Source organism: Arthrobacter sp. MDT2-3 (assembly GCF_059090465.1).
This window is the reverse complement of sequence record NZ_JBNHFS010000002.1, coordinates 27149-53626: the sequence shown is the minus strand read 5'-3', so window position 1 is coordinate 53626 and position 26478 is coordinate 27149. Positions and strand designations below refer to the sequence as shown.

Below are 26478 nucleotides of genomic sequence, written 5' to 3'. Positions count from 1 at the left end.
AAGTCAGTCGTTGTTCTTGCGCAGGGCCTCGGTGAGGATGCGGCCGGCATTGCAGACCACTTCTGCATGCAGCCGGCCGGGCTGGCGGGTGAGGCGCTCGATCGGGCCGGAAATTGAAACGGCCGCTATGACCCGGCCGGAAGGTCCCCGCACCGGTGCGGAAACTGAAGCGACCCCCGGCTCGCGTTCGCCGAGGCTCTGGCCCCAGCCCCGCCGTCGTACGCCGGCCAGGACAGTAGGCGTGAAGCGGGCCGACTGCAGTCCTTCCAGCAGGCGGTCGTGGTCCTCCCAGGCCAGAAGCACCTGGGCCGCGGATCCTGCCTTCATGGACAGCTGCGTGCCTACCGGGATGGTGTCGCGCAAGCCGATGGGGCGCTCGGCGGAGGCCACGCACACGCGCCAGTCGCCCTGGCGGCGGAAAATCTGGGCACTCTCGCCTGTGGCGTCGCGCAGCTGCATCAGCACCGGGCCGGCAGAAGCGATCAAACGGTCCTCGCCGGCAGCCGAGGCCAGCTCAACAAGACGGCTTCCCAGCACAAACCGGCCCTGGATGTCGCGGCTCACCAGCCGGTGGTGCACCAGTGCAAGGGCCAGGCGATGGACAGTGGGCCGGGCCAGGCCGGTAGCCGCCACCAGCTGGGCCAAGGTGGTGGGGCCGGCCTCGAGTGCATCAAGCACATGGGCCGCTTTATCAATGACACCGACTCCACTAGAATTGTCCATGTAATGATATTGCCGTCTCAATATCTGAGATGCAAATCTTTCGGCTGGCGCAGTGCGAGGCGTACTGGTTCAGTGGAACTCATCAGCCAAACAGCAGTGAAGGGAGATGGCCATGGCAAAGACATTGGCCGAGAAAGTCTGGGACGCGCACGTGGTGCGCAAAGGCGACGGCGACGGAGCCAATGCCCAGCCCGACCTTCTCTTCATCGACCTCCACCTTGTCCACGAGGTCACATCCCCGCAGGCCTTCGAGGGCCTGCGGCTGGCCGGCAGGAAACTGCGCCGGCCGGACCTGACCATCGCCACGGAGGACCACAACACCCCCACGCTGGACATCGATAAGCCTATCGCCGACCTGACCAGCCGTACGCAGATCCAGACCCTCCGCAACAACTGCGCCGAGTTCGGAGTCCGCCTGCACTCGCTCGGCGACGCCGAACAGGGCATCGTCCACGTGGTGGGACCGCAGCTGGGTCTCACCCAGCCCGGCATGACGGTGGTCTGCGGCGACTCGCACACCTCCACGCACGGTGCGTTCGGCGCACTGGCCATGGGCATTGGAACCTCCGAGGTGGAGCACGTTATGGCCACCCAGACCCTGTCCCTGAAGCCGTTCAAAACGATGGCCATCAACGTCGAAGGCACACTGCGTCCCGGCGTCACGGCCAAGGACATCATCCTCGCCGTCATCGCCAAGATCGGCACCGGCGGCGGCCAGGGCTACGTCCTGGAATACCGCGGTTCCGCAATCCGTGCGCTGTCCATGGACGCCCGCATGACCATCTGCAACATGTCCATCGAAGCCGGTGCCCGCGCCGGCATGGTGGCGCCGGACGAGACCACGTACAACTACATGAAGGGCCGTCCCCACGCCCCCCAAGGCGCGGACTGGGACGCCGCCGTCGAGTACTGGAACACCCTGCGTACCGACGACGACGCGACCTTTGACGCCCAGGTTGACCTGGACGCCGACACGCTGGAGCCCTTTGTCACCTGGGGCACCAACCCCGGCCAGGGCGTCTCGCTGTCCGAGTCTGTGCCGTTCCCTGAGGACTTCGGCGATGAAAACGCCAAGGCCGCAGCCGAACGCGCCCTGCAGTACATGGGACTGGAAGCCGGCACGCCCATGAAGGATATCCGGGTGGACACCGTGTTCCTCGGCTCCTGCACCAACTCCCGTATGGAGGACCTGCGGGCCGCTGCGGACATTATCCGCGGGCGTCAGAAGGATCCGAACATCCGGATGCTGGTGGTGCCCGGTTCGGCGCGGGTCCGCCTGGAAGCCGAGGCAGAGGGCCTGGACAAGGTCTTCAAGGACTTCGGCGCGGAATGGCGCTTCGCCGGCTGCTCCATGTGCCTGGGCATGAACCCTGACCAGCTGGAGGTGGGGGAGCGCTGCGCCTCCACCTCCAACCGCAACTTCGAAGGGCGCCAGGGCAAGGGCGGCCGCACCCACCTGGTCTCCCCGGTGGTTGCCGCAGCCACTGCCATCCGCGGCACGCTCAGCTCGCCCTCGGACCTGGATCCCGATCCGGTGGTTGAGCCTGTCCAGACCCCCATCCGCACCGACGCCGCCTAGGACACGCCATGGAAAAGTTCACCACCCACACCGGAATCGGCGTCCCGCTGCGCCAGAGCAACGTGGACACGGACCAGATCATCCCCGCTGTCTACCTCAAGCGCATCACCCGCACGGGGTTCGAGGACGCCCTGTTCTCGGCGTGGCGCAAGGACCCGTCCTTCATCCTTAACCAGGCGCCTTTCAACACCGGATCCGTCCTGGTGGCCGGCCCGGATTTCGGCACCGGCTCCTCCCGCGAGCATGCGGTGTGGGCACTGAAGGACTACGGTTTCAAGACCGTGCTCTCCTCCCGGTTCGCTGACATTTTCCGGGGCAACTCGGGCAAGCAGGGACTGCTCGCAGCCGAAGTGGCCCAGGACGATATCGAACTGATCTGGAAGGAATTGGAGAACGCTCCCGGGACCGAGGTCACCGTGGACCTCGTCTCCAAAACGGTGGTGTGCGGCAACATAGCGGCACCCTTCGAAATCGACGATTACACCCGGTGGCGCCTGCTGGAAGGACTGGACGATATCGGCTTGACCCTGCAGCATGAGGCGGATATCACTGCCTACGAAGCCACCCGGCCCGCCTTCAAGCCCAAAACCCTGCCGGCGCGCCTTTCCTGAGCCGGCTGAAACAGCTCTGACAAGGGCGACGGCGGTGCGCCACGCCCTGCCGCCGTCGCCCGCGTATTTCGGTTCGGTAACGCGACCTCCTATGCTTGGTTGGAGCCTTTGCAAGGATTTGGGGGCTAGTCATCGTTAGGAAACCGGTATATGAGTAGTGTTCTGACCATCCGCGGCGGAGTCCCGCTGACAGGTCGCGTCACCGTCCGGGGAGCGAAGAATCTCGTTCCCAAGGCCATGGTGGCTGCCTTGCTGGGCAACGAACCGTCGGTGTTGCGGAACGTGCCGGAGATCAAGGACGTGGAGGTAGTCACCTCCCTCCTGCAGCTGCACGGAGTGACTGTAGTGAAGGACCCCGTCAACGGGGACCTTACGCTGGACCCGAAGGCAGCCAAGACTGCGCCGAGCACCGCCATCGACGCGCATGCCGGCGATTCCAGGATCCCCATTCTGCTCTGCGGACCGCTGATCCACGCCATCGGCGAAGCGTTTATTCCGGATCTTGGCGGCTGCAAGATCGGCGACCGTCCCATTGATTACCACCTGGACGTGCTGCGCCAGTTCGGTGCCGTGGTGGAAAAGCGTCCGGGCGGCATCCACATCTCCGCTCCCAAGGGACTGCACGGCGCAAAGATCTCCCTTCCCTACCCTTCTGTCGGTGCCACCGAGCAGGTGCTGCTGAGCGCCACCCGCGCCGAGGGCATCACCGAGCTGTCCGGGGCAGCAACGGAGCCGGAGATCATCGACCTCATCGCTGTGCTGCAGAAGATGGGCGCGATCATCAGCGTCCAGACCGACCGCACCATCCGTATCGAAGGCGTCCGCGACCTCGGCGGCTACAACCACCGGGCGCTTTCGGACCGCAATGAGTCGGCGTCGTGGGCTTCTGCTGCACTGGTGACCAAGGGTGACATCTTTGTTGAAGGCGCCTCCCAGCGGGACATGATGACGTTCCTGAACACCTACCGCAAGGTGGGCGGCGGCATGGACATCGGTGAGGACGGCATCCGCTTCTACCACAAGGGCGGAAAGCTCAACCCCCTGGTCCTGGAAACAGACGTGCACCCCGGTTTCATGACCGACTGGCAGCAGCCACTGGTGGTGGCGCTGACCCAGGCGGAGGGCGTCTCGATCGTCCACGAGACGGTCTACGAGAACCGCTTCGGCTTCACCGATGCCCTCATCCGGATGGGCGCGAGCATCCAGGTGCACCGTGAATGCCTCGGCAGCGTGCCCTGCAGGTTCGGCCAGCGCAACTTCCTGCATTCGGCCGTTATTTCAGGGCCAACCCAGCTCAAGGGAACCGACATCGACGTGCCGGACCTGCGCGGCGGCTTCAGCCACCTGATCGCGGCCCTGGCCGCCACCGGAACCTCACGCGTGACAGGAATCGACATCATCAACCGGGGCTACGAGCGCTTCACCGAAAAGCTCGCGGGACTTGGTGCCGACTTCGACATCACCGCGACGAAGTAGCGGTACCGACGTGAAGGAATCGGCCAAGAGCCGCGCGACCCTTGCGGTGGTCGCAGGAATAGTACGTCCCCTGTTCAACCTCATGATGGACAAGAAGTGGGAGGGCGCCGAAAAGCTGCCTGCCGGCGGTTTCATCGCGGCGCCCAACCACTGCACCGAGATCGACCCCCTGATCATCGGCCACCTCCTCTATAACCACAAGCGTGCACCGCACTTCCTGGCGAAATCCGGACTCTTCAAGGTTCCGGTTTTGGGCTGGGTCCTGCGCGCAACCAAGCAGATTCCCGTGGAGCGTTCGACGGCGGGCGCCAACCGGTCCCTTCAACTCGCGCAGGAGATTGTGGCCGAGGGCGGAGCCATCATCATCTACCCCGAAGGCACCCTCACCAGGGACCCGGACCTGTGGCCCATGAAGGGCCACACCGGTGCTGCCCGGCTTGCTCTTGAGGGCGGCATTCCGGTGGTACCGATCGCCCACTGGGGAGCCCATGAGGTTTTCCCCCGCTACGGAAAGCGGTTCCACCTGTTCCCGCGCAAGAAGTCGAGGGTAGTCGTGGGCGAGCCGGTCGACTTGAGCGCCTACACCGGCCGTCCCCTGGACAAGGCCACGCTGACCGGGGCCACCGACGCCATCATGGAGGCCATCACCCAACTCCTGGCAGAGATCCGGGGCGAACAGCCTCCGGCGAAACGCTGGGATCCGGCGAAGCAGCAGCAGGCGAAACACGGCCGCTTCGTGGAGCGCGGGCAGCAGCAGGCCGGGGAACGGATGCCCGGTGACCTCTGAGGGCAACCACCTCGGCTCGGCCCGTTCAGTAGCGGTGCTTGGCGCGGGTTCGTGGGGGACCACCTTCGCCAAGATCCTGGCCGATGCCGCCACGGCGTCAGGCGAGCCGCGTGCCATCCGCCTCTGGGGCCGGCGGAGCGAAGTGGTGGAAGAAATCAACACCTACCACCGCAACTCGCAGTACCTGAAGGACATTGCCCTTCCGGACAGCATCACGGCCTCCACGGAGGTACGCGAGGTATTCGAGGGCGCCGATCTGGTGGTCCTGGCCGTGCCGGCCCAGTCCCTGCGCCCGCAGTTGCGCGGCTGGAAGGACATGATCGCCCCCGGGGCCACGGTGGTTTCCCTGATGAAGGGCCTTGAACTGGGCACCGACGCCCGGATGAGCGAGGTCATCAGCGAGGAACTTGGGCTGCCCACCGAGCGCATTGCCATCGTCTCAGGCCCAAACCTCGCCATGGAGATTGCACGCGAAGAGCCCACGGCCTCCGTGGTTGCCTGTAGCGACCCGGCTACTGCAGGCTGGATCGCCCGCAGCTGCACCGCACCTTATTTCCGGCCTTACACCACCTCGGACATCGTCGGGGTGGAAATCGGCGGCATCGTCAAGAACGTCATTGCACTGGCCGTCGGCATCTGCGAGGGCAGGCAAATGGGCGACAACACCAAAGCCTCCGTAATTACCCGCGGCCTAGCCGAGACGTCGCGCCTTGCCCTCGCATTGGGCGGGGATGCGAAGACCATGGCCGGGCTGGCCGGCCTGGGTGATCTGGTGGCAACGTGCTCCTCGCCGCTGTCGAGGAACCATACTGCAGGGCGCCTGCTGGGCCAGGGCCTCACGCTGGAGGAAGTGGGCCAGAAAATGACCCAGACCGCCGAAGGCATCAAGTCCGGCCAGGCCGTCCACGAACTGGCAGCAAAGCTGGGCGTCGACATGCCCATCACGGCAGCCGTCGTCGCCGTGCTGGCAGGCAAGCTGTCCGTTGACCAACTGGGGCCCGTCCTGCTGGCCCGGGAACTGAAACCTGAAGGCGATTACTGACCATGTCCCAAGACAAACTGACCGCATCAGAGCCGGCCGGCGGGGCAAAACCCCGGGTTGCGGTACTTTTCGGCGGCCGTTCCAGCGAGCATGCCGTCAGCTGCGTGACCGCCGCAGGCGTTCTCGGTGCTATCAACAAGGATAAATACGAGGTTATCCCCATCGGGATCGCCAAGTCGGGACAATGGGTGTTGGCCGCCGGTGATACGGCGCAGTGGTCCCTGGCAGCCTCCTCGCTGCCGGAAGTGGTTCCGTCAACGCAAACCGTGACGCTGGCCCAGATAGGCGGCGAACACCAGTTGATCGTGGCCTCACCGAACGAAGTCCCGCAGGAACTCGGTGCCGTGGACGTGGTGTTTCCGCTGCTTCACGGCCCCTTCGGCGAGGACGGCACCATCCAGGGGCTGCTGGAACTGTCCGACACCCGGTATGTCGGAGCGGGCGTCCTGGCCTCGGCAGTGGGCATGGACAAACACTTCATGAAAGTGGTTTTTGAGGCCGCAGGCCTGCAGGTTGGCCCCTACATCGCCGTGACCGACAGACAATGGCGCAAGGATGCGGAATCCGTCCGGAAGCAGGTGGACCTGCTTGGTTTCCCCGTTTTCGTCAAGCCTGCGCGGGCTGGCTCGTCCATGGGAATCTCCAAAGTTGATTCACTCGAGGAGCTGGACGCCGCCATCGAGGAAGCGCGCCGGCACGACCTCAAACTGGTCATTGAGGCCGGAATCACCGGCCGGGAAATCGAGTGCGCAGTGCTGGAAGGCAGGGGCACCGACGCTCCCCGCACCTCAATGCCGGGTGAGATCTCCGTAGCCGGCGGTACCCACGAGTTCTACGACTTCAACGCCAAGTATGTCGAGGATGATGCCGCATCACTGAGTTGCCCTGCGGACCTGCCGGAGGAAGCCATCGCCAGGGTGCGGGAGCTCTCCGCAGCCGCCTTTGACGCGGTGGGCGCAGAGGGCCTGAGCCGGGTGGATTTCTTCTACACGCCGGACGGCCAGCTGATCATCAACGAGATCAACACCATGCCCGGATTCACCCCGAAAAGCATGTACCCGCAGATGTGGGCCGCATCAGGGCTGGATTACGCCGAGCTGATTGACGAACTCATTTACCTGGCCTTGAACCGAAAGACGGGCCTTCGCTAGGAGTCGCTCGTTTGGTGGTTGAGCGGGTCGAACCCTACTGGCTTTTCGGCAGGTTCTGCAGCTCTTCCTGGCCCACGCAGTTTCTGAGAGGCGGGATCTCACCGGCGGCAGGGGCAAGATCGGCCAGGACAGTCGCAGAGCTGATCTTGTCCGGATCCATCAGTATTTCGGTGGCGGGTTCGCGGCCGTAGGTGGTCAGTGTCCAGACGGGGTCGCCTTCCTTGATCACCCAGTCGATCCCGTTGACGGTCACGCAGCGGTCGGTGGTGGGTCCGGGCACGTTCACGCCGCAGCGAAGGATCACCAGGGATGGATCACCCCAGACCGCAGTGGCCTGGCTGTTCGTCTTGCGCAGCGCCGAATCACCGATGGCTTCCGGCAAAGCCACCATCATGGGAGCGCACGCGGGGTTCGCGGCGTCCCGGGCTGCAGGGACGTCCACGGCGGGGGAGCATGCGGCTAAGGCGAGGGCAGCTACAATCCCGGTCAACGCCATCCTGGCAGCGCGGGCGGGCAGGGAAAGCTGTGGACGGTGCATACTTCAAGACTATCGTCGCGGCCCCGCTGGTCCGGACACAGTACTGGCGGCAAGCGCCGCAATGTCGTAGGCCCGCTGTAGCGTAGTGGCGTGCCTGAAAAGCGATTGACCGTCCAAGAGCAGCCGCCCGCCGTCGCCGCCCTCTCCGAAGCTGAGCTGCTGGCGCGGATATTTCCGCGCCTTTGCATGAGTGGGGACCATGCTGCCGCCACCTTGCTCGGTCCGGGCGATGACGCCGCCGTTGTGGCAGCGCCTGACGGGAAAACCGTCATCAGCATTGACACCCAGGTCCAGGACCAGGATTTCCGGCTGGAATGGCCCAACGGCTACCGGACCACCGGTTTCGATGTCGGCTGGAAAGCTGCGGCCCAGAACCTCAGCGACATCAATGCGATGGGAGGCACATCAACGTCCCTCGTGGTGAGCCTCACGCTTCCCCCGGAGACACCCGTCAACTGGGTGGAGGACCTGGCGGACGGCTTGACAGCGGCAATCACGGAACTGGGTGCTGCCAAATGTTCGGTTGCCGGAGGAGATCTGGGCCGTGGCCGGGAAATTTCCGTGACAGTGGCCGTTCTGGGGACCCTCAGCGGCCATCACGCCGTCCTCCGGTCGGGCGCCCGGCGGGGGGATGTCCTGGCGATCGCCGGAACCGCCGGGCATGCTGCCGCCGGCCTGGCGATCCTGGAATCCGCCGTCAGCGTTGATGCCCTTCGCCGTGAGCAGCGCGTCTTCCTGGACCTCCAGTGCAGGCCAAGGCCCCCTCTGGCCGCCGGGCCCGCTGCCCGGGCCGCCGGCGCCACTGCCATGCTGGATATTTCCGATGGCCTGCTGCGGGACGGCTTGCGGCTCGCGGCTGCCAGCAGTGTGGGCATTGATCTTGATCCTGCGCCGTTACGGGCACTGGCGGAGGTACTGCGGCCCGCCTCGGAGCTGCTGGGAACGGACCCGATGGCGTGGGTGCTGGGCGGCGGGGAGGACCATGGGCTGCTGGCCACATTCCCAACAGATGTTCAGCTGCCTTCCGGATTCACTGCGATAGGCTCAATACAAGCATTGGGAAGCAACGAAAGCCCGAGCGTCACAATAGCGGGCCGGTCCGCAGACACCGGGGGATGGGATCACTTTGCACACTAAGGTTGCCGCCAACGCGCAAGCGATGAAGAGGTGGTTGGGCAAGGCTGAGACCGTCCTTGGCAACCACAGCGACCGCCTCAACGCCATCAATATCTTCCCGGTGGCTGACGGCGACACAGGCACCAACCTGTACCTAACTGTCCGGGCAGCCGCCCAGTCGGCTGCGGCAGCCGGGGACCAGCCTGCGCAACTGGACGTTGGCTCTGTACTGGCCAGTGCCGGGCAGGCGGCGATGGAAGAAGCCAGGGGAAATTCCGGAACCCTGTTCTCCGTTTTCCTTTGCGCGGCGGCGGAACCACTGGCAGGGCACACGCGCCTGACGTCCACACTGCTGGCAGCGGCCCTGAACCGCGCCCAAATCCGCGCGTGGTCTGCCCTGAGTGATCCCGTCCCGGGAACGATGCTTTCAGTGATGGAGGCTGCTGCACGGGCCGCAGCCGCCGTGGATGCCGGACAAAACCATGATGACAGCAACCACGCCCTGGGCCTGGCCCTGGATGCCGCCGTCGAAGCGGCCCTGGCCGCCGTCATCCGTACCGAGGACCAGCTGGACGCCCTGACATCCGCGCGGGTGGTGGACGCCGGCGGAGTGGGAATGCTCCTGATCCTGGACTGCCTCCGGTCCGCCGTCCTGGGCGAGGAACTCCAAAGCGAGCTCCTTGACGGGCTGCACGGCTATGACGTGTCCGATCCGCACATCCACACTGCCATGCCGGATGACGATGGCGTCGAAGTCATGTGTACCATCAACCTTTCACCACTGAATGCCGCCACCCTCCGTCAGCAGCTCGATGAGATCGGCGAGTCCGTCATCATGAGCCAGGTCGGCGGCAACCCCGACAGCGACGGAAACTACCGCTGGCGGGTCCACGTCCACGTTCCGGCCCCCGAGGCGGCTGTTGCCCTCATCCGTTCCCTCGGCGAACCCGCCCAGATCAGTATCAGCGAACTTGCCCTGCCGCGGGAACCGCACCCGGACGCAGTGAACTCCAGTGGGCATGAACGCTGAGATGGACCTTGCGCTGGAACGCAGGATAGGAAAACGTTCCGCGGCGGTCATCGAAAAACACCTCGGCATCACCACAGTGGAAGGCCTGCTGCATTACTTCCCGCGCCGCTACATGTCCCGGGGCGAGCTGACCCCCATCAGCGAGCTTCCCCTCGATGAGGAGGTCACCCTCATTGCCAGGGTGCTGTCCAGCAGCACACGGAACATGCAGGCACGGCGCGGGACCATCACCGACGTCATAGTTTCCGACGACGACGGGCAGCAGGGGCTGCGGCTGGTAGGCGGGCGGGACTACCGGGGCAAAGTGCCCGGAACCCTCAAAATCAGCTTCTTCAACGGCTACAAAGCGAAAGCCGAACTGCTGCAGGGACGGCGGGCACTGTTCTCGGGAAAGGTCACCAGCTTTAAAGGATCACTTGGCCTGACCAACCCCGACTTCCAGCTCCTGGACGAAGACCCGTTCAGTGAGGGCAGCCAGGACCCGGAAAAACTCGCAGCCATGCCTATCCCGGTATACCCGGCAACGGCCAAACTTCCCAGCTGGAAAATCCAGAAGACCATCGGGATCCTGTTGGAGACCCTGGACCTGGACGCCTTGCCGGATCCCGTCCCGCCGGCCATCGCTGCCCGTGAAGGATTCCTGCCGCTGGCCCGGGCGTACCGGCTTATCCACGCTCCAGACTCCGCTGAGGACTGGCGCCGGGCGCGGGACCGGTTCCGGTACCACGAGGCCCTGGTGCTGCAGTCCGCGCTTGCCAGGCGCCGGGCGCAACTGGCTTCCGAGGAAGCCACGGCACGCCGGCCCGTCGCCGAAGGTCTCCTCGCCGCGTTCGACGCGAACCTGCCGTTCACCCTCACAGCCGGGCAGGCCGCCATAGGGAAGACCTTCGCAGCGGAACTGGCCCGTGACACTCCCATGAACCGCCTGCTGCAGGGCGAAGTAGGGTCCGGCAAGACCATCGTGGCGCTGCGTGCCATGCTGCAGGTGGTGGACGCCGGGGGACAGGCGGCACTGCTGGCGCCCACCGAAGTCCTCGCGGCGCAGCACTTCGAGTCGATCCGCCGCGCACTGGGGCCGCTCTCCAGAGACGGTCTGCTGGGTGGGCTCGACGACGCCTCCGTCCAGGTCACGCTGCTGACAGGCTCCATGCCTGCCGCCGCACGCAAGCAGGCCCTGCTCGACGCCGCCTCCGGGACGGCCGGGATCGTGATTGGCACCCATGCCCTCCTCAGCGGCAACGTCACGTTCTACGATCTTGGCTTGATCGTGGTGGATGAGCAGCACCGCTTCGGCGTGGAGCAACGGGATGCGCTCCGGGCCAAAGCCAGAAAGCCGCCCCACCTGCTGGTCATGACCGCCACCCCCATCCCGCGGACCGTTGCCATGACCGTGTTCGGGGACCTCGAGACCTCGGTTCTCGACGAGCTCCCCGAGGGCCGGGCACCGATCACCACCCACCTGGTGGGACTTGCGGAGAATCCTGCCTGGGCCGGCCGGATTTGGGCCCGCTCCCGCGAGGAGATCGATGCCGGACACCAGGTCTACGTCGTCTGCCCGAAGATCGGGACCGATGACGACGGCGATTTCAGCCCCGGGGAAGCCGACCTGGCCGACGGCACCGACGCGGAAGGTGGACGGGAACTGGCATCAGTGAACGCCGTCGTCGAACAGCTTCTGGATGAGCCCGCCCTGTCCGGGGTTCCGTTGGCACCGCTGCACGGCCGCCAGCCGCCCGAAGCGAAGACCGCCGCCATGGCCGGCTTTACGGCAAACAGCGTTAAACTGCTGGTCTCCACCACCGTGATTGAAGTGGGCGTGGACGTTCCCAACGCCACCCTTATGGTCATTCTCGACGCCGACAGGTTCGGCATCTCCCAGCTGCACCAGCTGCGCGGCAGGGTGGGCCGGGGAGGCCTGCCCGGGACCTGCCTGCTGGTCACCGCCCTGGAACCTGAACACCCCAGCCGGCGGAGGCTGGACGCCGTCGCCGCCACCACGGATGGTTTCGAACTTTCCCAGGAGGACCTCAAGCTGCGCCGCGAGGGTGACATCCTGGGCGCTTCCCAGTCCGGCGGACGCTCCACCTTGAAACTCCTGCGGGTGCTTGAGCATGAAGCCATCATCAGCCGCGCCAGGGACGATGCCCAGCACATTGTGGCGCAGGACCCATCGCTGGGGGCACACCCGGATCTGGCCGAGGCAATTGAGAAGTACCTGAACCCCGAAAAGGAGGCGTTCCTTGAACGCGGTTAAAACGGTTGAGTCTGATATCCACGGCGGCCGAAGCGGGGGCGCTCAATGAGCCGCATCATCGCCGGGGCCGCCGGCGGTACGCCGCTGCAGACTGTTCCGGGTTCCCTGACAAGGCCCACGACGGACCGCGTCAAGGAGGCGTTGTTCTCGCGGCTGGACGCCTTTGACGTCATCAGCGGTGCGCGGGTCCTGGACCTGTACGCCGGCTCAGGTTCGCTGGGGGTGGAGAGCTGCAGCAGGGGCGCGCAGACGGTGGATTTGGTGGAGTCCGATGCCAAGGCCAGTGCCGTCTGCCAGCGCAACGCCGACCTCATCAACGGGGTTCTGGGCCGGAAAGCCGTGACGGTCCACCGCTCCAAGGTTGAGCCTTTCCTGGAACGCGCCGCCGCCACGGCAACCTGGGACCTCGTGTTCCTGGACCCGCCCTATCCGCTGGAGGAGGTGGCGCTGTCCGCGGTGCTCGAAAAGCTTGCTGCCCACCTTTCGCCGGCGGCTGTGGTGGTGGTGGAGAGGTCGTCCCGCTCTCCTGAGCCGGGCTGGCCCGGAGGCCTGGCGCGGTTCGCGGAGAAAAAATACGGCGAAACGCGGCTGTGGTATGCAGAGCCTTTTGTGCCGGACGCCATTGACCCGGACGTGGTTGACCAGGACCTGGCGGATCAGGATGTGGTTGACCAGGACTAGGTTTATCAGGACTGGGTTTATCAGGACTGGGGCGCGAGCATGTCCAGGTCCACGCCGGCCAGGACTTTGGCGGGATGCGGGCCGCGGGATACTAATGCTTCGGACCAACCTTCCGGCCAGGGCGCTTGGGTGCCGGTCAGAACGATGTTGCCCGGGTAGCGGCCCTCGAACATGCCTGCTTCGGCAAACGCCGCTACATCACCCATCGCCCGCCGCATTGCCGCAACCTGGCTGCGGACCAGGGTGAGCCCCGGCTCGTCGCCCACGTTGACGATCAGCAGCCCGCGCGGGGTGAGCCGGTCCCGCACCTCGCTGTAAAACTCGGTGCAGGCAAGGTGTTTTGGGGCTTCCGGCCCGGAGAAGATGTCGAGGATCACGACGTCGAACAGGAGTCCGGGTTCGAGTTCCGCGAGTGCCCCGCGGGCGTCCCCGATGATGGTGTGCAGGTCCGTCCCCTCCGGGAGGGGCAACTGGCGCAGGACGAAGTCCAGCAGCTCACGTTCCAATTCCACCGCATACTGCATCGACCCCGGCCTGGTGGCCTGGATGTAGCGGGCCAGTGTCAGTGCCCCGGCCCCCAGATGCAGTGCTGTCACAGGCTTTCCGGGTGGTGCGGCCAGATCCACCAGGTGGCCGATCCGCCGCAGGTACTCGTAAAAAATCTCGTCCGGCTGGGCCAGGTTCACATGGGATTGCTCCGCCCCGCCGATGCTGAGCACGTAGCTGCCTTCGGTGAAGGCGTCCGGTGCGATGGTTGCGTGCTGTCCGGTGGTCCGGAGGAACCGTTCCGCCCGCCTGCCGTTCCCGGCGGGCATCAGAGCCGTCCGCTGAGGGTGGCCAGCCGGGCGGCCGCTTCCTCCAGGACTTCGGTCTTTTTGCAGAACGCAAACCGAAGGAGGCTGCGCGTCCTCTCGGCACCTTCAGGGTGACAGAAAACGGGGACAGGGATCGCGGCCACGCCCACCAGGCCGGGGAGCCTGCGGGCCAGGTCCACCGAGTCATGAATGCCCAGCGGAGCGGTGTCCACGTTGACGAAGTAGGTTCCCTGCGGTGTAAAAACGTCGAAACCCGCTGCCCGAAGGCCTTCGCTGAGGATGTCGCGCTTGTGCTTCAGCGTGGCCGCGATGTTGGTGTAGAAGGCGTCCGGCAGGCCGAGCCCGCTGGCAATCGCTGACTGGAACGGCGTGCCCGAACTATAGGTGAGGAACTGCTTAACCGTGCGTACAGCGGACACGAGCCCCTCGGGGCCTGTAAGCCAGCCAATCTTCCAGCCGGTCAGGGAGAACGTCTTGCCGGCCGACGAAAGGGTGATGGTCCGGTCACCGGCTCCCGGCAGGGATGCCACCGGGACGTGGCGGTCGCCGAACGTGAGATGTTCGTACACCTCGTCAGTGACGATCAGGCAGTCGTGCTTCCGGGCGAGGTCCACAACGCGCTGCAGCACCGGGCGCGGAAGGACGGCGCCGGTGGGGTTATGCGGGTTGTTCAGCAGGACGATCCGCGTGCGCTCGCTGAAAGCAGCCTCCAGCGCAGCCAGGTCCGGCATGAAGTCCGGCGCCAGCAGGGGAGCCGTTACATGCGTTGCGCCGGACAGGCCGATGACTGCGCCGTAGGAATCGTAGAACGGCTCAAAGGTCAGTACCTCGTCACCGGGTCCCGCAAAAGCCAGCAGGGAGGCGGCAATTCCCTCGGTGGCGCCGGTTGTAACGATCACCTCGGTCTGCGGATCGGGGGAAAGGCCGTAGAACCTTTCCTGGTGGGCAGCCACTGCTTCACGGAGCTCCGGAACGCCTCTCCCCGGCGCGTACTGGTTATGCCCGGAGTCGATGGCTGCACGGGCCGCTTCGCGTATCTCCAGCGGCCCGTCCTCATCCGGGAAGCCCTGGCCCAGGTTGATCGCTCCGGTCTGCACCGCCAGGGTGGTCATTTCCTCGAAGATCGTGACTCCCAGCCCGCCGCCGGGCCCCAGGAGGTTGGCTCCGAGCGCGGTCCGCTGCCAGGGGGCGGGCGCCAAAGGGGTGGAAACTTCCCGTTGTGGATGCATCCAGTCATGGTATCCCGGCCTTTTCATGGGGTAGGTTCGGAGCATGAGACGAGCTGTCTGCCCCGGATCCTTTGACCCCATCCACAACGGCCATCTCGAGGTTATTGCCCGGGCTGCCGGCCTCTTTGACGAGGTCATCGTTGCGGTCTCCACCAACCCTGCCAAGAAGTACATGTTCACGTTGGGAGAGCGCCTGGACATGGCGCGGGAAACCCTTGCGTTACTGAAGGGCATTGTGGTGGAACCTGTTGGGGAAGGCCTCCTCGCCGAATATTGCCGGCAGCGCGGCGTCTCCGCGATCGTCAAGGGCCTTCGGTCCTCCTCGGATTTCGACTACGAGCTCCCCATGGCCACGATGAACCGCCAGCTCAGCGGCGTGGAAACGGTGTTCCTGCCCGCCGAGGCCCACTACATACACCTGTCCTCCACCCTGATCAAAGAGGTTGCCAGCCTGGGCGGCAGCGTTTCGGACTACGTTCCCAGGTCAGTGCACCGGAGGATGCTTGCGGGCGAGTCGGCGCCTGAACAGCAGCCGAGAGGGTAGGCTAGTCCGGTACTTCGGCGCCGCCGGCTACCTGGTTTGAGTCCCTGCGGCTCTTCAGGCTAAGATGGTACGTCGGTCATATGTTCAACAGGAGTTCTCATTAAACGAGATGCTGGTTCGCCCCTGGCGTTCGACGTCAAGGACCTCGGACGCAGTCCGGGAAGCATGCGGACACTGACGGAACATGTACCCGCACCAAGTGATCTTGGTGTGGCGCTTATTGGTGTTCAGGAAGGCTCGGATATCGAGCTGGATCTGAGGCTTGAGGCCGTACACGAAGGAATTCTGGTATCAGGAACCGCGATTGCCGAAGTAACCGGCGAATGCGGGCGATGCCTGGATCCCCTTGCGTATGACCTTGAGGTCAATGTGCAAGAACTTTTCTTCTATGAGGGTGTAGAGCTTTCGGACGAAGAAGAAGATGAAGAGCAACGTCGAGTCGAGCACGATGTAATCGATCTTGAACCGGTGTTGCGGGACGCGGTTGTCACCAATCTGCCGTTCCAGCCGGTGTGCCGGGAAGACTGCCAGGGCCTTTGCTCCGAATGCGGAGTTCGCCTGGAAGACGAGCCGGGGCACCACCACGAGGTCTTGGATCCTCGCTGGGCTGCCCTAGCTGATATGGCTAAGCCTGACCGGCAAAATTGATTTGTACGTGTTTGTCTAGAGAGAAATGAGTTAGCCGTGGCTGTTCCCAAGCGGAAAATGTCTCGCTCGAATACCCGCGCCCGCCGCTCGCAGTGGAAGGCGACCGCCCCCCACCTGGTGAAGACCGTGGAGAACGGCCAGGTTACTTACAGCCTGCCGCACCAGGCAAAGGTTGTCACCGACTCGGCCGGCACCGCGCTGTTCCTTGAGTACAAGGGCCGCAAGGTCGCGGACGTCTAATCGGCCCCTCCGGCTGACATGATGTCTTCAACTGAAGAGCTTTTGAAGCGTCTCGGTGTCTCTATTGACGCCGGGACGCTTCGTCTTGCGCTCACACACCGTTCCTACGCCTACGAAAACGGCGGCATACCCACGAATGAGCGGCTCGAATTCCTGGGGGACTCCATCCTTGGCTTCTCCGTGACCGACGCTCTGTATCGGGACAACCCGGACCTGCCCGAAGGCGATCTTGCGAAGCGACGCTCGGCCGTGGTCAGCACCCGGGCCCTCGCTGGCATCGGACGAAGCCTCGGCATTGGCGACTACATCTACCTCGGGCAGGGCGAAAAGCTCACCGAGGGCAAAAACAAGGCCTCAATCCTGGCGGACACCATGGAGGCGCTGATCGGTGCCACCTATGTGTCCAACGACATCGAGACCGCCCGGCAGCTCGTGATGCGGCTGATTGGGCCCCTGCTTAAGGATGCCGGCGCTTTGGGTGCGGGAACCGACTGGAAGACCAGCATCCAGGAACTGGCGGCCAGCCGCCAGCTCGGAACCATCCATTATGCGGTGGAGGGCTCCGGCCCGGACCACGCGCGGATTTTCGCGGCTACCCTGCACATTGGCGGCACGGCCTACGGCAAGGGCACCGGCCACTCGAAAAAGGAAGCGGAGCAGGAGGCTGCCGCCGACGCATGGCGCGCCCTCACCGGCAACGCCGGCTCCGCGCCGGCGGGCAAGTCCGCCGGCTCCGTAGCCGCCAAGTAGCGTCGTGCCTGAACTACCCGAGGTTGAGGTGGTCCGCCGCGGCCTGGTGAGCTGGGTCCGCGGCAGGACCATCGAACGCGTGGAAGTCCTGGACCAGCGCTCGATCCGCCGCCACGCACTGGGTACCGAAGATTTCATCGGAAACCTCGAAGGCGCAACTGTTGCGGACGTCGTGCGGCGGGGTAAGTTCCTCTGGATGCCGCTGCTGGATACGTCCGCCGGTCCTGACGGGCCACTTCCGGACGGGCCTGCCGGCACCCAAAAGGTGGCGCTGATGGCCCACCTGGGCATGAGCGGGCAGCTGCTGATGCAGGATGGCAGCGTCGCGGATGAGAAACACCTCAAAGTACGGATCCGGCTGGCTCCGCGCGACGGCATGCCTGAACAGCTGCGGTTCGTGGACCAGCGGATCTTCGGTGGCCTGTTCGTCACTGCTTTGGTTCCAACAGAAGACGGCGGCCCGGGCGGCCTCGCTGAATCGCCCCTTCCGCTGATCGCAGAAGAAGCGTCGCACATCGCACGGGACCCCTTGGATCCGGCTTTTTCTTTTGACCTTTTCTATCGCCGCCTCCGCCAACGCAAAACCGGCCTGAAGCGCGCCTTGCTGGACCAAGGCCTGGTATCCGGCATCGGAAACATCTACGCCGACGAGGCGTTGTGGCGCGCCCGCCTTCATTTCGCCCGGCCCACCGACACCTTGCGCCGCATGGAAGCGGAAAGGGTAGTGGGCAGCGCGCGCGAGGTCATGCTGGATGCGCTGGCCGCGGGCGGAACCAGCTTCGACTCCCTGTACGTGAACGTCAACGGCGCCTCAGGATACTTCGACCGGTCCCTCAACGCCTACGGGCGGGAGGGGCAGCCGTGCAAGCGGTGTGCCGCTGCGGGAATCCACGCAACCATCCGCCGGGAGCAGTTCATGAACCGCTCCTCGCACACCTGTCCCGTGTGCCAGCCCCGTCCCCGTAACGGGCGCTGGTAGTACAAACCGCCGGCTGGGCTCCGGTGCCCCCGCGGCAGGGGTACGGGCCCGTCAATCCGGGCCATTCCGCCGGTAAGCAGTAGATTTGGTGCAGGGAAGCATCCGTCCCAGCCATCCAGGAGATCCAAAAGCCTTGCACCTCAAAAGCCTGACCGTCCGGGGGTTCAAGTCGTTTGCGTCGGCCACCACCTTCAATTTCGAACCCGGTGTCACCGCCGTAGTCGGCCCCAACGGCTCCGGCAAGTCCAACGTGGTGGACGCCTTGGCCTGGGTGATGGGGGAGCAGGGGGCTAAAACCCTGCGCGGCGGCAAGATGGAAGACGTCATCTTCGCCGGAACGTCCGGCCGGCCCCCGCTGGGGCGCGCACACGTGTCGCTGACGATTGACAACACTGACGGTGCCCTGCCCATCGAGTACAGCGAAGTGACGATTTCCCGGACGCTCTTCCGGGCCGGCGGTTCCGAGTACGCCATCAACGGCGCGGGCTGCCGGCTGCTCGACATCCAGGAACTGCTGTCCGACTCAGGCCTGGGCCGTGAGATGCACGTCATCGTGGGCCAGGGCCAGCTGGACCGGGTCCTCCATGCCACCCCCGAGGACCGCCGGGGCTTCATTGAGGAAGCCGCAGGCATCCTTAAACACCGGCGCCGCAAGGAGCGGACGGTCCGCAAGCTCGAGGCCATGCAGGCAAACCTGCAGCGACTCACCGACCTGACCGGCGAAATCAGGCGCCAGCTGACCCCGCTGGGCAAACAGGCCGAGGTGGCCCGGCGTGCCCAGCGCGTCCAGTTCGACGTCCGCGATGCCAGAGCGCGGCTCCTCGCTGACGATCTCGTCCAGCTGCAGGAAGCACTGGAGCAGGACGTCGCGGACGAAGCTGCCCTCAAATCCCGGCGGGCCGCCGTCGAGCAGGAGCTGGAAGCCGGGCGCCGGCAGCAGGCTGCCCTGGAGCAGCTGGCCGCGGAAGCAACACCAAAGCTGAACGCGGCAAGGGACACCTGGTACCGGCTGACTGCCTCGCGTGAGCGGCTCCGTTCCCTCGGAACGTTGGCGCAGGAACGCACCCGCCTGCTCGGGTCCACGGAGCCCCCGGCAGCTGGCCGCGATCCTGAACAGCTTGAGAGGCAGGCCGCCCGGGTGCGCGGGGAGCTTGCCGAGCTGGAACGCCACATCCTGGATAGGCGCAGTGGACTCGAGGCGGCCAGCACAGCTAAAGCGGAGGCAGAGGCTGCCGCCCTGGCCGAGGACAAGCGGCTCACTGCGGTGCTGCGGGCAGCCGCGGACCGGCGTGAAGGACTGGCCAGGCTCGCCGGCCAGGTTGCAGCGGCGAGGTCACGGGTGGAATCCGCGCAGGCCGAGCTGGGCAGGCTCCGGGAATCTCAGGCGGCCGGGGCGGAACGGCGTGCCCGCGCCCAGTCCGAGTTCACCGCGCTGGAAAACCAGGTGGCAGGCGTGGAAGAAGGTGAGGAATCCCTTGACGCCGAATATGAGGCCGCCAGCGAAGCGCTCGATGCAGTGCTTCAGGACATCTCCGGCTTCAAGGCAGCCGTCAGTGAGGGAATCCGCAAGCGTGATGCGTTGGTGGCGCGCCGGGACGCCCTTCATCTGGGGCTCAACAGGAAAGACGGGGCAGGGCACGTCCTTGACGCCGGACTGGCAGGGGTCCTGGGAACCCTCGCGGGGGAACTGGCGGTGGAACCGGGTTACGAAACGGCGATAGCCGCTGCCCTGGGGGAAGCCTCGGACGCGGTCCTCGTACGGGACCACGAGGCGGCAGCCGGTATGGTCCAACTGCTCAAGGACGACGACGCCGGGCGGGCGTCGTTCCTGCTCCACGCTGCGGGTGCCGCCGAGTTGGCTGTGGCGGGTGAAGCCGCGCCCCTGCCGGAAGGGGCACGCTGGGCAGGGGGACTTGTGCAGGACGCCGGACCCGCAGCCCCGGCGGTGAGGCACCTGCTGGCCGGCACCGCCGTCGTCGCCGACGTCCAGGCAGCTGCTGCGCTTGTGTCCGCGCGTCCCGGTATCACGGCGGTGACCAGGGGCGGGGATGTCTTCACCGCGGTTTCAGCCACGGGCGGCTCGGCGAAGGCGCCGTCCCTCCTCGAAGTCCAGGCCGCCGTGGACGACGCCGAAAGCCGGCTTTCGTCCGTCACGGCAGGTCTGGAGCGGAACAGGTTTGCCCTGGCCGCGGCAGAGGCACGGAAGGCTGAGGCGCAGGAACGTGCCGACGCTGCCCTCGACCGGCTGCACGAATCAGATGCCAGGCTGGCGGCCGTGGCGGAACGCCTCGGCCACCTCAACTCCGTACTCCGCAGCGCAGTGGGCGAAAGCGACCGGCTGGCGGTGTCCCTGGCTCAAGCCGAAGCGAACGTCGTGGCCGGGCAGGAAGCGCTCGCCGCCGTGACGGCGCGGCTTGCCGCTGCCCAGGAGGCGCCCCTGGAACAGGAGCCCTCCACCGAACACCGGGATGCCCTTGCCCAGGCTGCCTCCACGGCCCGGGCTGCCGAGGTGGAGGCCCGGCTGTCACTGCGCAGCGCGGAAGAGCAGTTAACCGCAACCCGGAACCGGGTCGATTCGCTGGAACGTGCCGCCGCCGCCGAGCGCCGCGCCCGGGAGGAAGCAGCCGAACGTGCCCGCCGCCGCCGGGCCCAGGCGAAACGGGCTGCCGCAGTAGCTGCCGCTGTTGAACTGGCCCTGCGGTACATGGATGTGTCCGTGGACCTGGCAAGGCACGAGCGCGACCTCGCTGAAGAGAACCGGGAACAGCGGGACAAGGAACTGCTGCAGATCCGGACAGCGAATGACCTGTTCGCGCGGGAACTTGCCGAGCTCACGGACAACGTTCACCGCGATGAACTCGCCCGCACCCAGCAACGGGCCCGCATCGAAGCCCTGGAAAGCCGCTCCATCGATGAACTCGGCATCACCCCCGATGCCTTGGTGTCGGACTACGGGCCTGAGGTGCCCGTCCCGGTCCCTGCCGGAGAAAGCGGCGACAAGTGGGCGGCCCTGCGCGCCCCGGTGGATGCCGCCGGAGCCGAAATCAACGAAGGCAAGCCCTACATCCGTGAGGAGCAGGAGAAGCGGCTCCGGAAAGCCGAACGCGACCTCGCCAGCCTGGGCAGGGTCAACCCCCTGGCGCTGGAGGAATTCGCCGCGCTTGAGGAGCGCCACCAGTTCCTCAGCACGCAATTGGAGGACCTGAAGGCCAGCCGCAAGGACCTGCTGGACATCATCAAGGAAGTGGATGACCGGGTCCAGCGGGTGTTCACCGAAGCCTTCGAGGATACCCAGGCACAGTTCACCAGGGTCTTCGCCCGGTTGTTTCCCGGCGGGGAGGGACGGCTGGTACTCACGGATCCGGGCGACATGCTGACCACCGGCATCGAGGTGGAGGCCCGCCCTGCCGGCAAGAAAATCAAGCGGCTTTCGCTCCTGTCCGGCGGTGAACGCTCCTTGACGGCAGTGGCCCTGCTGGTTGCGATCTTCAAGGCGCGGCCGTCGCCGTTCTACGTGATGGACGAGGTGGAAGCTGCCCTGGACGACACAAACCTGGGCCGGCTCATCACTATCTTCGAGGAACTCCGGGAGTCCAGCCAGCTCATCGTGATCACCCACCAGAAGCGGACCATGGAAGTAGCCGATGCTCTCTACGGCGTAACCATGAGGGGCGACGGCGTCTCCACCGTCATCAGCCAGCGCCTGGGCGCCGAGGTGTAGGCGGGCTGTGGCGGTCCGGGGCAGCCCCCGCGCCGCCCGTAACGCCCGCTGCGTTATGAGAAGCTAGGGGAGTGAATGACATCCTCCCCATAATTTTGTCCATTGTTGCTGCCTTGGCGGTTATTGGCGGGCTGATTCCGGTCCTGCTCAAGACGCGGAAGAACATCACCCAGTACCCCGGCACCCGGGACGCCAACGACCCCGTCCTGCCACGGAGCGGGAGCACGGCCGTCGAGGACAGTCCGGCCGCGGCGACGGACCGCAAGGCCCCCGACGGCGTGGACCTGGAGGGGCTGGACACCACCACGGTCCCGGACGATGCAGCGGGCCTGGAAGTCATCCAGGTCGAGACCCCGCTGCCTGTGGCCGGCCGCCTTATGCGCCTTCGCGAGCGACTGGTACGCTCCAACAACATCATGGGCAAGGGCCTGCTGGCACTGCTGTCCAGCGACAAGATCGATGAGAACGTTTGGGACGAAGTCGAGGAAACCCTTCTTCTGGCCGACCTTGGCACTGAACCCACCATGCAGCTTGTGGACGCCCTGCGTGAGCGCGTCAAGGTGTTGGGCACCCGGACCCCCGAGCAGGTCAAGGTGCTGCTCCGGGAGGAGCTCATCAAGATTGTGGACCCCACCATGGACCGCACCCTGAACGTGCAGCGCCACGCTGACAAGCCGGCCGTCATGATGGTGGTAGGCGTGAACGGCGTGGGCAAGACCACCACCGTGGGCAAGCTTGCCCGCGTGCTGGTGGCCGAGGACAAGGACGTCCTCCTCGGCGCCGCGGACACGTTCCGTGCTGCGGCCGCGGAGCAGCTGGCCACGTGGGGCCAGCGCGTAGGCGTTCCCACCGTGAAGTCGGACATCGAGGGTGCCGATCCGGCGTCCGTAGCCTACGAAGCAGTGAAGGCCGGCATCGACCAGGAAGTCGACGTAGTGATGATCGACACGGCCGGCCGCCTTCAGAACAAGGTGGGCCTCATGGACGAACTGGGGAAGGTCAAGCGCGTCGTGGAGAAGCTTGCCGAGGTGGACGAGGTCCTCCTGGTGCTGGATGCAACCACCGGCCAGAACGGCCTGAACCAGGCGCGCGTGTTTTCCGAAGTCGTTAACATCACGGGTATCGTCCTGACAAAGTTGGACGGCACAGCCAAGGGCGGCATCGTCGTCGCCATCCAAAAGACCCTTGGCGTACCGGTCAAGCTCATTGGACTGGGCGAAGGTGCCGACGACCTCGCCCCGTTCGAGGCTGAAGCGTTTGTGGACGCGCTGCTGAACTAGCGGCGGTCCGCACTGCCCGCGCTTTTGGCGGGCCGAAGTGTTTCGCGGGTGGTAATCCAGCTGCAGGCGGCAACCAGCATGATGCCGCCTGTGATGCCGAAAGCCCACCCATAGCCCAGGCGGTCCGCCAGCACGCCGGCCAGCACGGGCCCGGCGATCGCGCCGACGTCAGACGTCATCTGGTACACGGCCAGGACCTTGCCGCCGGACCGCCCGTTGCCGATAACATCGGCGACGGCGGCCTGCTGGGCGGGTCCGAACAGCCCGGAGCCGACGCCGGCCAGAGCCGATGCTGCCAGGAACCACACCAGTTCGCCGGCGAAGCCGATCCCGGCCGTCGCAGCGCCGGCCACCAGCAGGCCCGCGATCATCATGGGCTTGCGCCCCATGCTGTCTGCCAGGCGGCCGGAGAAGGTCAGCGCCACGGCGTTGCCGGCAGCGAACACCGCCAAAGCCAGCCCTGCCGCCTCGGGCCCGGCGCCGAAGGCGGCAGCGGCAAACAGGGGAACGGTGGCCATGCGGACGCCAAAGGTGGCCCACCCGTTGGCGAAGCTGGACATCAGGGCAGCCCTGTATGGTCCTGTCGCCAGGGCCTCGCCGAGCTTCATCTCCGGTGACCGCTGTTGTGCCTCCGCAGAACCGCGGCGCTCGTGGCTGAGCTGTGTCTGGACCACCAGGGCGGCGACTATCAGGGCTGCGGCATAGGCCAGGAACGGTATCCGGAGGCCGAATCCGGCCAGCAGCCCGCCAACAATCGGGCCGCAGACATTGCCGATAAGGAACGCCGTCGCGTACGCGCCGGACACCCTGCCCCGGCTCTCCGGAGGCGCGAGCCGGATCACCAGGGCCATGGACGCCACGGTGAACATCACGGAACCCGCGCCCCCGAGACCGCGGAAGAGCAGCAATTGCCAGTAATCCTGGGCGAACGCGCAGGCCGCCGTGGAGACGGCCACAATCAGCAGCCCCGCCACATAGACGGGCCGTTCACCCAACCGCCCGATCAGGCTGCCGCCCGCCGGGGCAAATACGAGCCGCATAAAAGCGAAGATGGCAACAATCACGGACGCCTCGGTGTTTCCGACCCCAAAGGTGGTCGCAAATTGCGGCAATACGGGCGCAACAAGCCCGAATCCCAACGCAATCAGGAACGCTGCCACCAGCATCACCTTAATATCGCGGGGAAGCCGGTCCCGTTGCGGCCGCAGGCGGGCCAGGAACCTTGAAGTGGCGCCGCTTCCGCGGGGTGCTGCCGTCATGGTGCACAAATCCTTGCAGTCTGGAGGGCCGGGTGCCGGCGGAAACGGTGAAACACAACCGTAACAAGCACGATATGCACCATTTACTTCCTAGAGGTTGTTGTAACAGGCCGGCAATCTAAATCCTCCGTGGGCGAAACACGGCGCGGACAAACTCGTTACAGGACGCAAAAGGCGTTGGCAGGCGGAGGACTCCGCAATATTCGACCAGAGAGGACGTGCACCATGGAACTTACCGCAGGTCACGTATGGATCATGGTGTCGGCAGCCCTCGTGCTGCTGATGACGCCGGGTCTGGCATTTTTCTACGGCGGCATGACGCGTGCCAAGGCCGCATTGAACATGATGATGATGAGCTTCATCTCCATCGGCATGGTGGGTGTTGTCTGGGTCCTCTGGGGCGCCTCCATGAGCTCCGGTGATGGGTTCCTGCAGATCGTGGGCAACCCGTTCGCCACCTTTGGCCTCGAGGGAATCGACACTCCTGACGGGCTGATCAAGGTGGGCTACGCTGCCACCTTCGCCATCATCACCGTCGCGCTGATCAGCGGTGCCATCGCGGACCGGGCAAAATTCGGCGCTTGGAGCGTCTTTGTCCCTGTCTGGGTCACACTGGTGTACTGCCCCCTGGCCTACATGGTCTGGGGCGGCGGCCTGTTCGGCCCCGAAGGTGCTGTGGGCCAGGCGCTCGGCCCGGCCATCGACTTCGCCGGCGGCACGGTGGTCCACATCAACGCAGGCGTGGCCGCACTGGTACTCGTCCTCATCATCGGCAACCGCAAGGGCTTCGGCAAGGACCCCAACCACCGCCCGCACAACATCCCGTTCGTGATGCTTGGCGCAGCCATCCTGTGGTTCGGCTGGTTCGGCTTCAACGGCGGCGCCGCCACCACTGCTGAACAGGGCGGCCTCATCTGGGTCAACACGCTCGCCGCTCCTGCTGCCGCCATGCTCGGCTGGCTTGTCACCGAACGCATCCGCGACGGCCACCCCACCTCCCTCGGTGCAGCATCCGGCGTGGTTGCCGGCCTGGTCGCCATCACTCCCGCCTGCGCCAACGTCAGCCCCGTCGGTGCCCTGGGCCTCGGCGTTGTGGCCGGTGTGGCCTCGGCCCTCGCTGTTGGACTGAAGTTCCGCTGGGGCTTCGATGACTCACTCGACGTCGTTGGCGTCCACCTCGTCTCCGGCATCATCGGCACCGTGGCCCTGGGCTTCATCGCACTTCCCGCCGACGGCGTGGGCGGCGGCCTCTTCTACGGCGGCGGCATGACCCAGATGTGGGCCCAGCTCGCAGCTGCCGGCATCGCCATCGCCTACTCGGCGATCCTCACGGCCATCATCGCCCTGGCCATTCACAAGACCATGGGCTTCCGGGTATCGCAGGAACAGGAAACGGTGGGTGTGGACCTCAGCCTGCACGCCGAAACCGCCTACGAGTTCGGTGTTGGCGGACACGGCGGAAGCTTCCAGCCGCTGCACGACATGATCACGGGCAAGACCCAGCCGGAGGCCTCCGGGGCCACGGCGGATGCCCGGAAGACCGAATCAGCAACAGGCAAGGAAAGCGTGGGGGCATGAAACTGATCACCGCAATCGTCAGGCCGGAAAAGCTCGAAGCCATCCGGGAAGGACTGGAAGCCTACGGCGTACAGGGCTTGACGGTCAGCGCGGCAAGCGGCTACGGCCGGCAGCGCGGCTACACGGAGGTGTACCGCGGAGCCGAGTACAACGTGGACCTCCTGCCGAAGATCCGGGTTGAAGTCCTGGCAACCGACGAGCAGGCCGACGACATCCTGGACGTCATCATCGCCAGCTCGAACACCGGCCGGGCCGGGGACGGCAAAGTCTGGACCATGGACGTCTTCGAGGCAGTTCGGGTCAGGACCGGGGAACGGGGAGTCGCCGCCATCTAGGCGGTCGGCAACTCCGAAACAGTCCAGAAAAGGGGCAGGAAACCGGAAGGTTTCCTGCCCCTCTTCTGTTGGCCCGTTCTATATTTCCTGCGCGTTGCCCGCGTCCGCTGAA

General features: G+C 65.5%; 24 protein-coding genes. 19 read left to right on the top strand and 5 right to left on the bottom strand.

Annotated features, from left to right (window positions below; translation table 11 throughout):
- Nucleotides 1-3: 3 nt before the first annotated feature.
- Complete coding sequence (locus AC5RUQ_RS05870; RefSeq protein ID WP_066292257.1) at nt 4-723, bottom strand: IclR family transcriptional regulator; 720 nt, start codon at nt 721-723, stop codon at nt 4-6.
- A gap of 112 nt (nt 724-835) precedes the next feature.
- Here AC5RUQ_RS05870 and leuC point away from each other — a divergent pair, with 112 nt between their 5' ends.
- From leuC to AC5RUQ_RS05840, 6 genes are all read left to right on the top strand, one after another.
- On the top strand, nt 836-2302 hold the full coding sequence (gene leuC / locus AC5RUQ_RS05865) for a 3-isopropylmalate dehydratase large subunit (protein ID WP_493946446.1): 1467 nt from the start codon (nt 836-838) through the stop codon (nt 2300-2302).
- Nucleotides 2303-2310: 8 nt separating this feature from the next.
- On the top strand, nt 2311-2913 hold the full coding sequence (gene leuD, locus AC5RUQ_RS05860; protein WP_493946445.1) for a 3-isopropylmalate dehydratase small subunit: 603 nt from the start codon (nt 2311-2313) through the stop codon (nt 2911-2913).
- A 150-nt stretch (nt 2914-3063) separates the two neighbouring features.
- On the top strand, nt 3064-4389 hold the full coding sequence (gene murA / locus AC5RUQ_RS05855; protein ID WP_493946444.1) for a UDP-N-acetylglucosamine 1-carboxyvinyltransferase: 1326 nt from the start codon (nt 3064-3066) through the stop codon (nt 4387-4389).
- A gap of 10 nt (nt 4390-4399) precedes the next feature.
- Nucleotides 4400-5176 carry a lysophospholipid acyltransferase family protein gene (locus tag AC5RUQ_RS05850; RefSeq protein ID WP_493946443.1) on the top strand — a complete coding sequence of 259 codons (777 nt, stop codon included), beginning with the start codon at nt 4400-4402 and terminating at the stop codon, nt 5174-5176.
- Nucleotides 5166-6218: an NAD(P)H-dependent glycerol-3-phosphate dehydrogenase gene (locus AC5RUQ_RS05845; RefSeq protein WP_493946442.1), complete on the top strand. Its 1053-nt coding sequence runs from the start codon at nt 5166-5168 to the stop codon at nt 6216-6218. Before AC5RUQ_RS05850 ends, AC5RUQ_RS05845 begins: the two co-directional genes overlap by 11 nt.
- Before the next feature lie 2 nt (nt 6219-6220).
- Nucleotides 6221-7369 (top strand): D-alanine--D-alanine ligase family protein, encoded by a 1149-nt coding sequence (locus AC5RUQ_RS05840; RefSeq protein ID WP_493946441.1) that lies wholly within the window; start codon nt 6221-6223, stop codon nt 7367-7369.
- A gap of 34 nt (nt 7370-7403) precedes the next feature.
- On the opposite strand, the gene AC5RUQ_RS05835 is transcribed toward AC5RUQ_RS05840, so the two are convergent.
- A complete protein-coding gene (locus AC5RUQ_RS05835) occupies nt 7404-7907 on the bottom strand; it encodes a DUF3515 domain-containing protein (RefSeq protein ID WP_493946440.1) in 504 nt (167 codons plus the stop codon).
- A 90-nt stretch (nt 7908-7997) separates the two neighbouring features.
- On the opposite strand from AC5RUQ_RS05835, the gene thiL reads away from it, so the two are divergent.
- Genes thiL through rsmD form a run of 4 tightly spaced genes read left to right on the top strand, consistent with a single transcriptional unit; the run spans nt 7998 to nt 12988 of the window.
- The gene (gene thiL, locus AC5RUQ_RS05830) at nt 7998-9044 is read left to right on the top strand and encodes a thiamine-phosphate kinase (protein WP_493946439.1); all 1047 of its coding nucleotides are present in this window, start codon (nt 7998-8000) and stop codon (nt 9042-9044) included.
- Between the two features lie 22 nt (nt 9045-9066).
- The gene (locus AC5RUQ_RS05825; RefSeq protein WP_493946438.1) at nt 9067-10053 is read left to right on the top strand and encodes a DAK2 domain-containing protein; all 987 of its coding nucleotides are present in this window, start codon (nt 9067-9069) and stop codon (nt 10051-10053) included.
- Entirely contained in the window at nt 10043-12307 is a 2265-nt protein-coding gene (locus AC5RUQ_RS05820; protein WP_493946437.1) for an ATP-dependent DNA helicase RecG, read from the top strand. Before AC5RUQ_RS05825 ends, AC5RUQ_RS05820 begins: the two co-directional genes overlap by 11 nt.
- Nucleotides 12308-12352: 45 nt before the next feature.
- Complete coding sequence (rsmD, locus tag AC5RUQ_RS05815; protein ID WP_493946436.1) at nt 12353-12988, top strand: 16S rRNA (guanine(966)-N(2))-methyltransferase RsmD; 636 nt, start codon at nt 12353-12355, stop codon at nt 12986-12988.
- Between the two features lie 20 nt (nt 12989-13008).
- Here the strand turns inward: rsmD and AC5RUQ_RS05810 are convergent, their stop codons facing one another.
- Together AC5RUQ_RS05810 and AC5RUQ_RS05805 are read right to left on the bottom strand one after the other, a co-directional pair.
- Nucleotides 13009-13803 carry a spermidine synthase gene (locus AC5RUQ_RS05810; protein ID WP_493946435.1) on the bottom strand — a complete coding sequence of 265 codons (795 nt, stop codon included), beginning with the start codon at nt 13801-13803 and terminating at the stop codon, nt 13009-13011.
- Complete coding sequence (locus AC5RUQ_RS05805; RefSeq protein ID WP_493946434.1) at nt 13803-15032, bottom strand: aminotransferase class I/II-fold pyridoxal phosphate-dependent enzyme; 1230 nt, start codon at nt 15030-15032, stop codon at nt 13803-13805. Before AC5RUQ_RS05805 ends, AC5RUQ_RS05810 begins: the two co-directional genes overlap by 1 nt.
- A 43-nt stretch (nt 15033-15075) precedes the next feature.
- Between AC5RUQ_RS05805 and coaD the strand changes: the two genes are divergently transcribed.
- The 7 genes from coaD to ftsY all read left to right on the top strand — a co-directional run bounded on the left by coaD (nt 15076) and on the right by ftsY (nt 23194).
- Entirely contained in the window at nt 15076-15576 is a 501-nt protein-coding gene (gene coaD, locus AC5RUQ_RS05800; RefSeq protein ID WP_163162655.1) for a pantetheine-phosphate adenylyltransferase, read from the top strand.
- Nucleotides 15577-15699: 123 nt separating this feature from the next.
- Nucleotides 15700-16224 carry a YceD family protein gene (locus AC5RUQ_RS05795; RefSeq protein ID WP_256249010.1) on the top strand — a complete coding sequence of 175 codons (525 nt, stop codon included), beginning with the start codon at nt 15700-15702 and terminating at the stop codon, nt 16222-16224.
- A 36-nt stretch (nt 16225-16260) separates the two neighbouring features.
- On the top strand, nt 16261-16464 hold the full coding sequence (rpmF, locus tag AC5RUQ_RS05790; RefSeq protein ID WP_009356569.1) for a 50S ribosomal protein L32: 204 nt from the start codon (nt 16261-16263) through the stop codon (nt 16462-16464).
- A gap of 21 nt (nt 16465-16485) precedes the next feature.
- Nucleotides 16486-17214, top strand: a complete 729-nt coding sequence (rnc, locus tag AC5RUQ_RS05785; protein WP_493947166.1) for a ribonuclease III — start codon at nt 16486-16488, stop codon at nt 17212-17214.
- A 4-nt stretch (nt 17215-17218) separates the two neighbouring features.
- On the top strand, nt 17219-18193 hold the full coding sequence (gene mutM, locus AC5RUQ_RS05780) for a bifunctional DNA-formamidopyrimidine glycosylase/DNA-(apurinic or apyrimidinic site) lyase (RefSeq protein ID WP_493946433.1): 975 nt from the start codon (nt 17219-17221) through the stop codon (nt 18191-18193).
- Nucleotides 18194-18326: 133 nt separating this feature from the next.
- Nucleotides 18327-21914 carry a chromosome segregation protein SMC gene (gene smc / locus AC5RUQ_RS05775; protein ID WP_493946432.1) on the top strand — a complete coding sequence of 1196 codons (3588 nt, stop codon included), beginning with the start codon at nt 18327-18329 and terminating at the stop codon, nt 21912-21914.
- Between the two features lie 71 nt (nt 21915-21985).
- A complete protein-coding gene (gene ftsY / locus AC5RUQ_RS05770) occupies nt 21986-23194 on the top strand; it encodes a signal recognition particle-docking protein FtsY (protein ID WP_493946431.1) in 1209 nt (402 codons plus the stop codon).
- Here the strand turns inward: ftsY and AC5RUQ_RS05765 are convergent.
- Nucleotides 23191-24453, bottom strand: a complete 1263-nt coding sequence (locus AC5RUQ_RS05765; protein WP_493946430.1) for an MFS transporter — start codon at nt 24451-24453, stop codon at nt 23191-23193. The genes ftsY and AC5RUQ_RS05765 overlap by 4 nt on opposite strands.
- Before the next feature lie 225 nt (nt 24454-24678).
- Between AC5RUQ_RS05765 and AC5RUQ_RS05760 the strand changes: the two genes are divergently transcribed.
- A complete protein-coding gene (locus tag AC5RUQ_RS05760) occupies nt 24679-26031 on the top strand; it encodes an ammonium transporter (protein WP_493946429.1) in 1353 nt (450 codons plus the stop codon).
- Nucleotides 26028-26366 (top strand): P-II family nitrogen regulator, encoded by a 339-nt coding sequence (locus AC5RUQ_RS05755; protein ID WP_015937412.1) that lies wholly within the window; start codon nt 26028-26030, stop codon nt 26364-26366. The genes AC5RUQ_RS05760 and AC5RUQ_RS05755 overlap by 4 nt, the downstream gene beginning before the upstream one ends.
- Nucleotides 26367-26478: the final 112 nt, after the last annotated feature.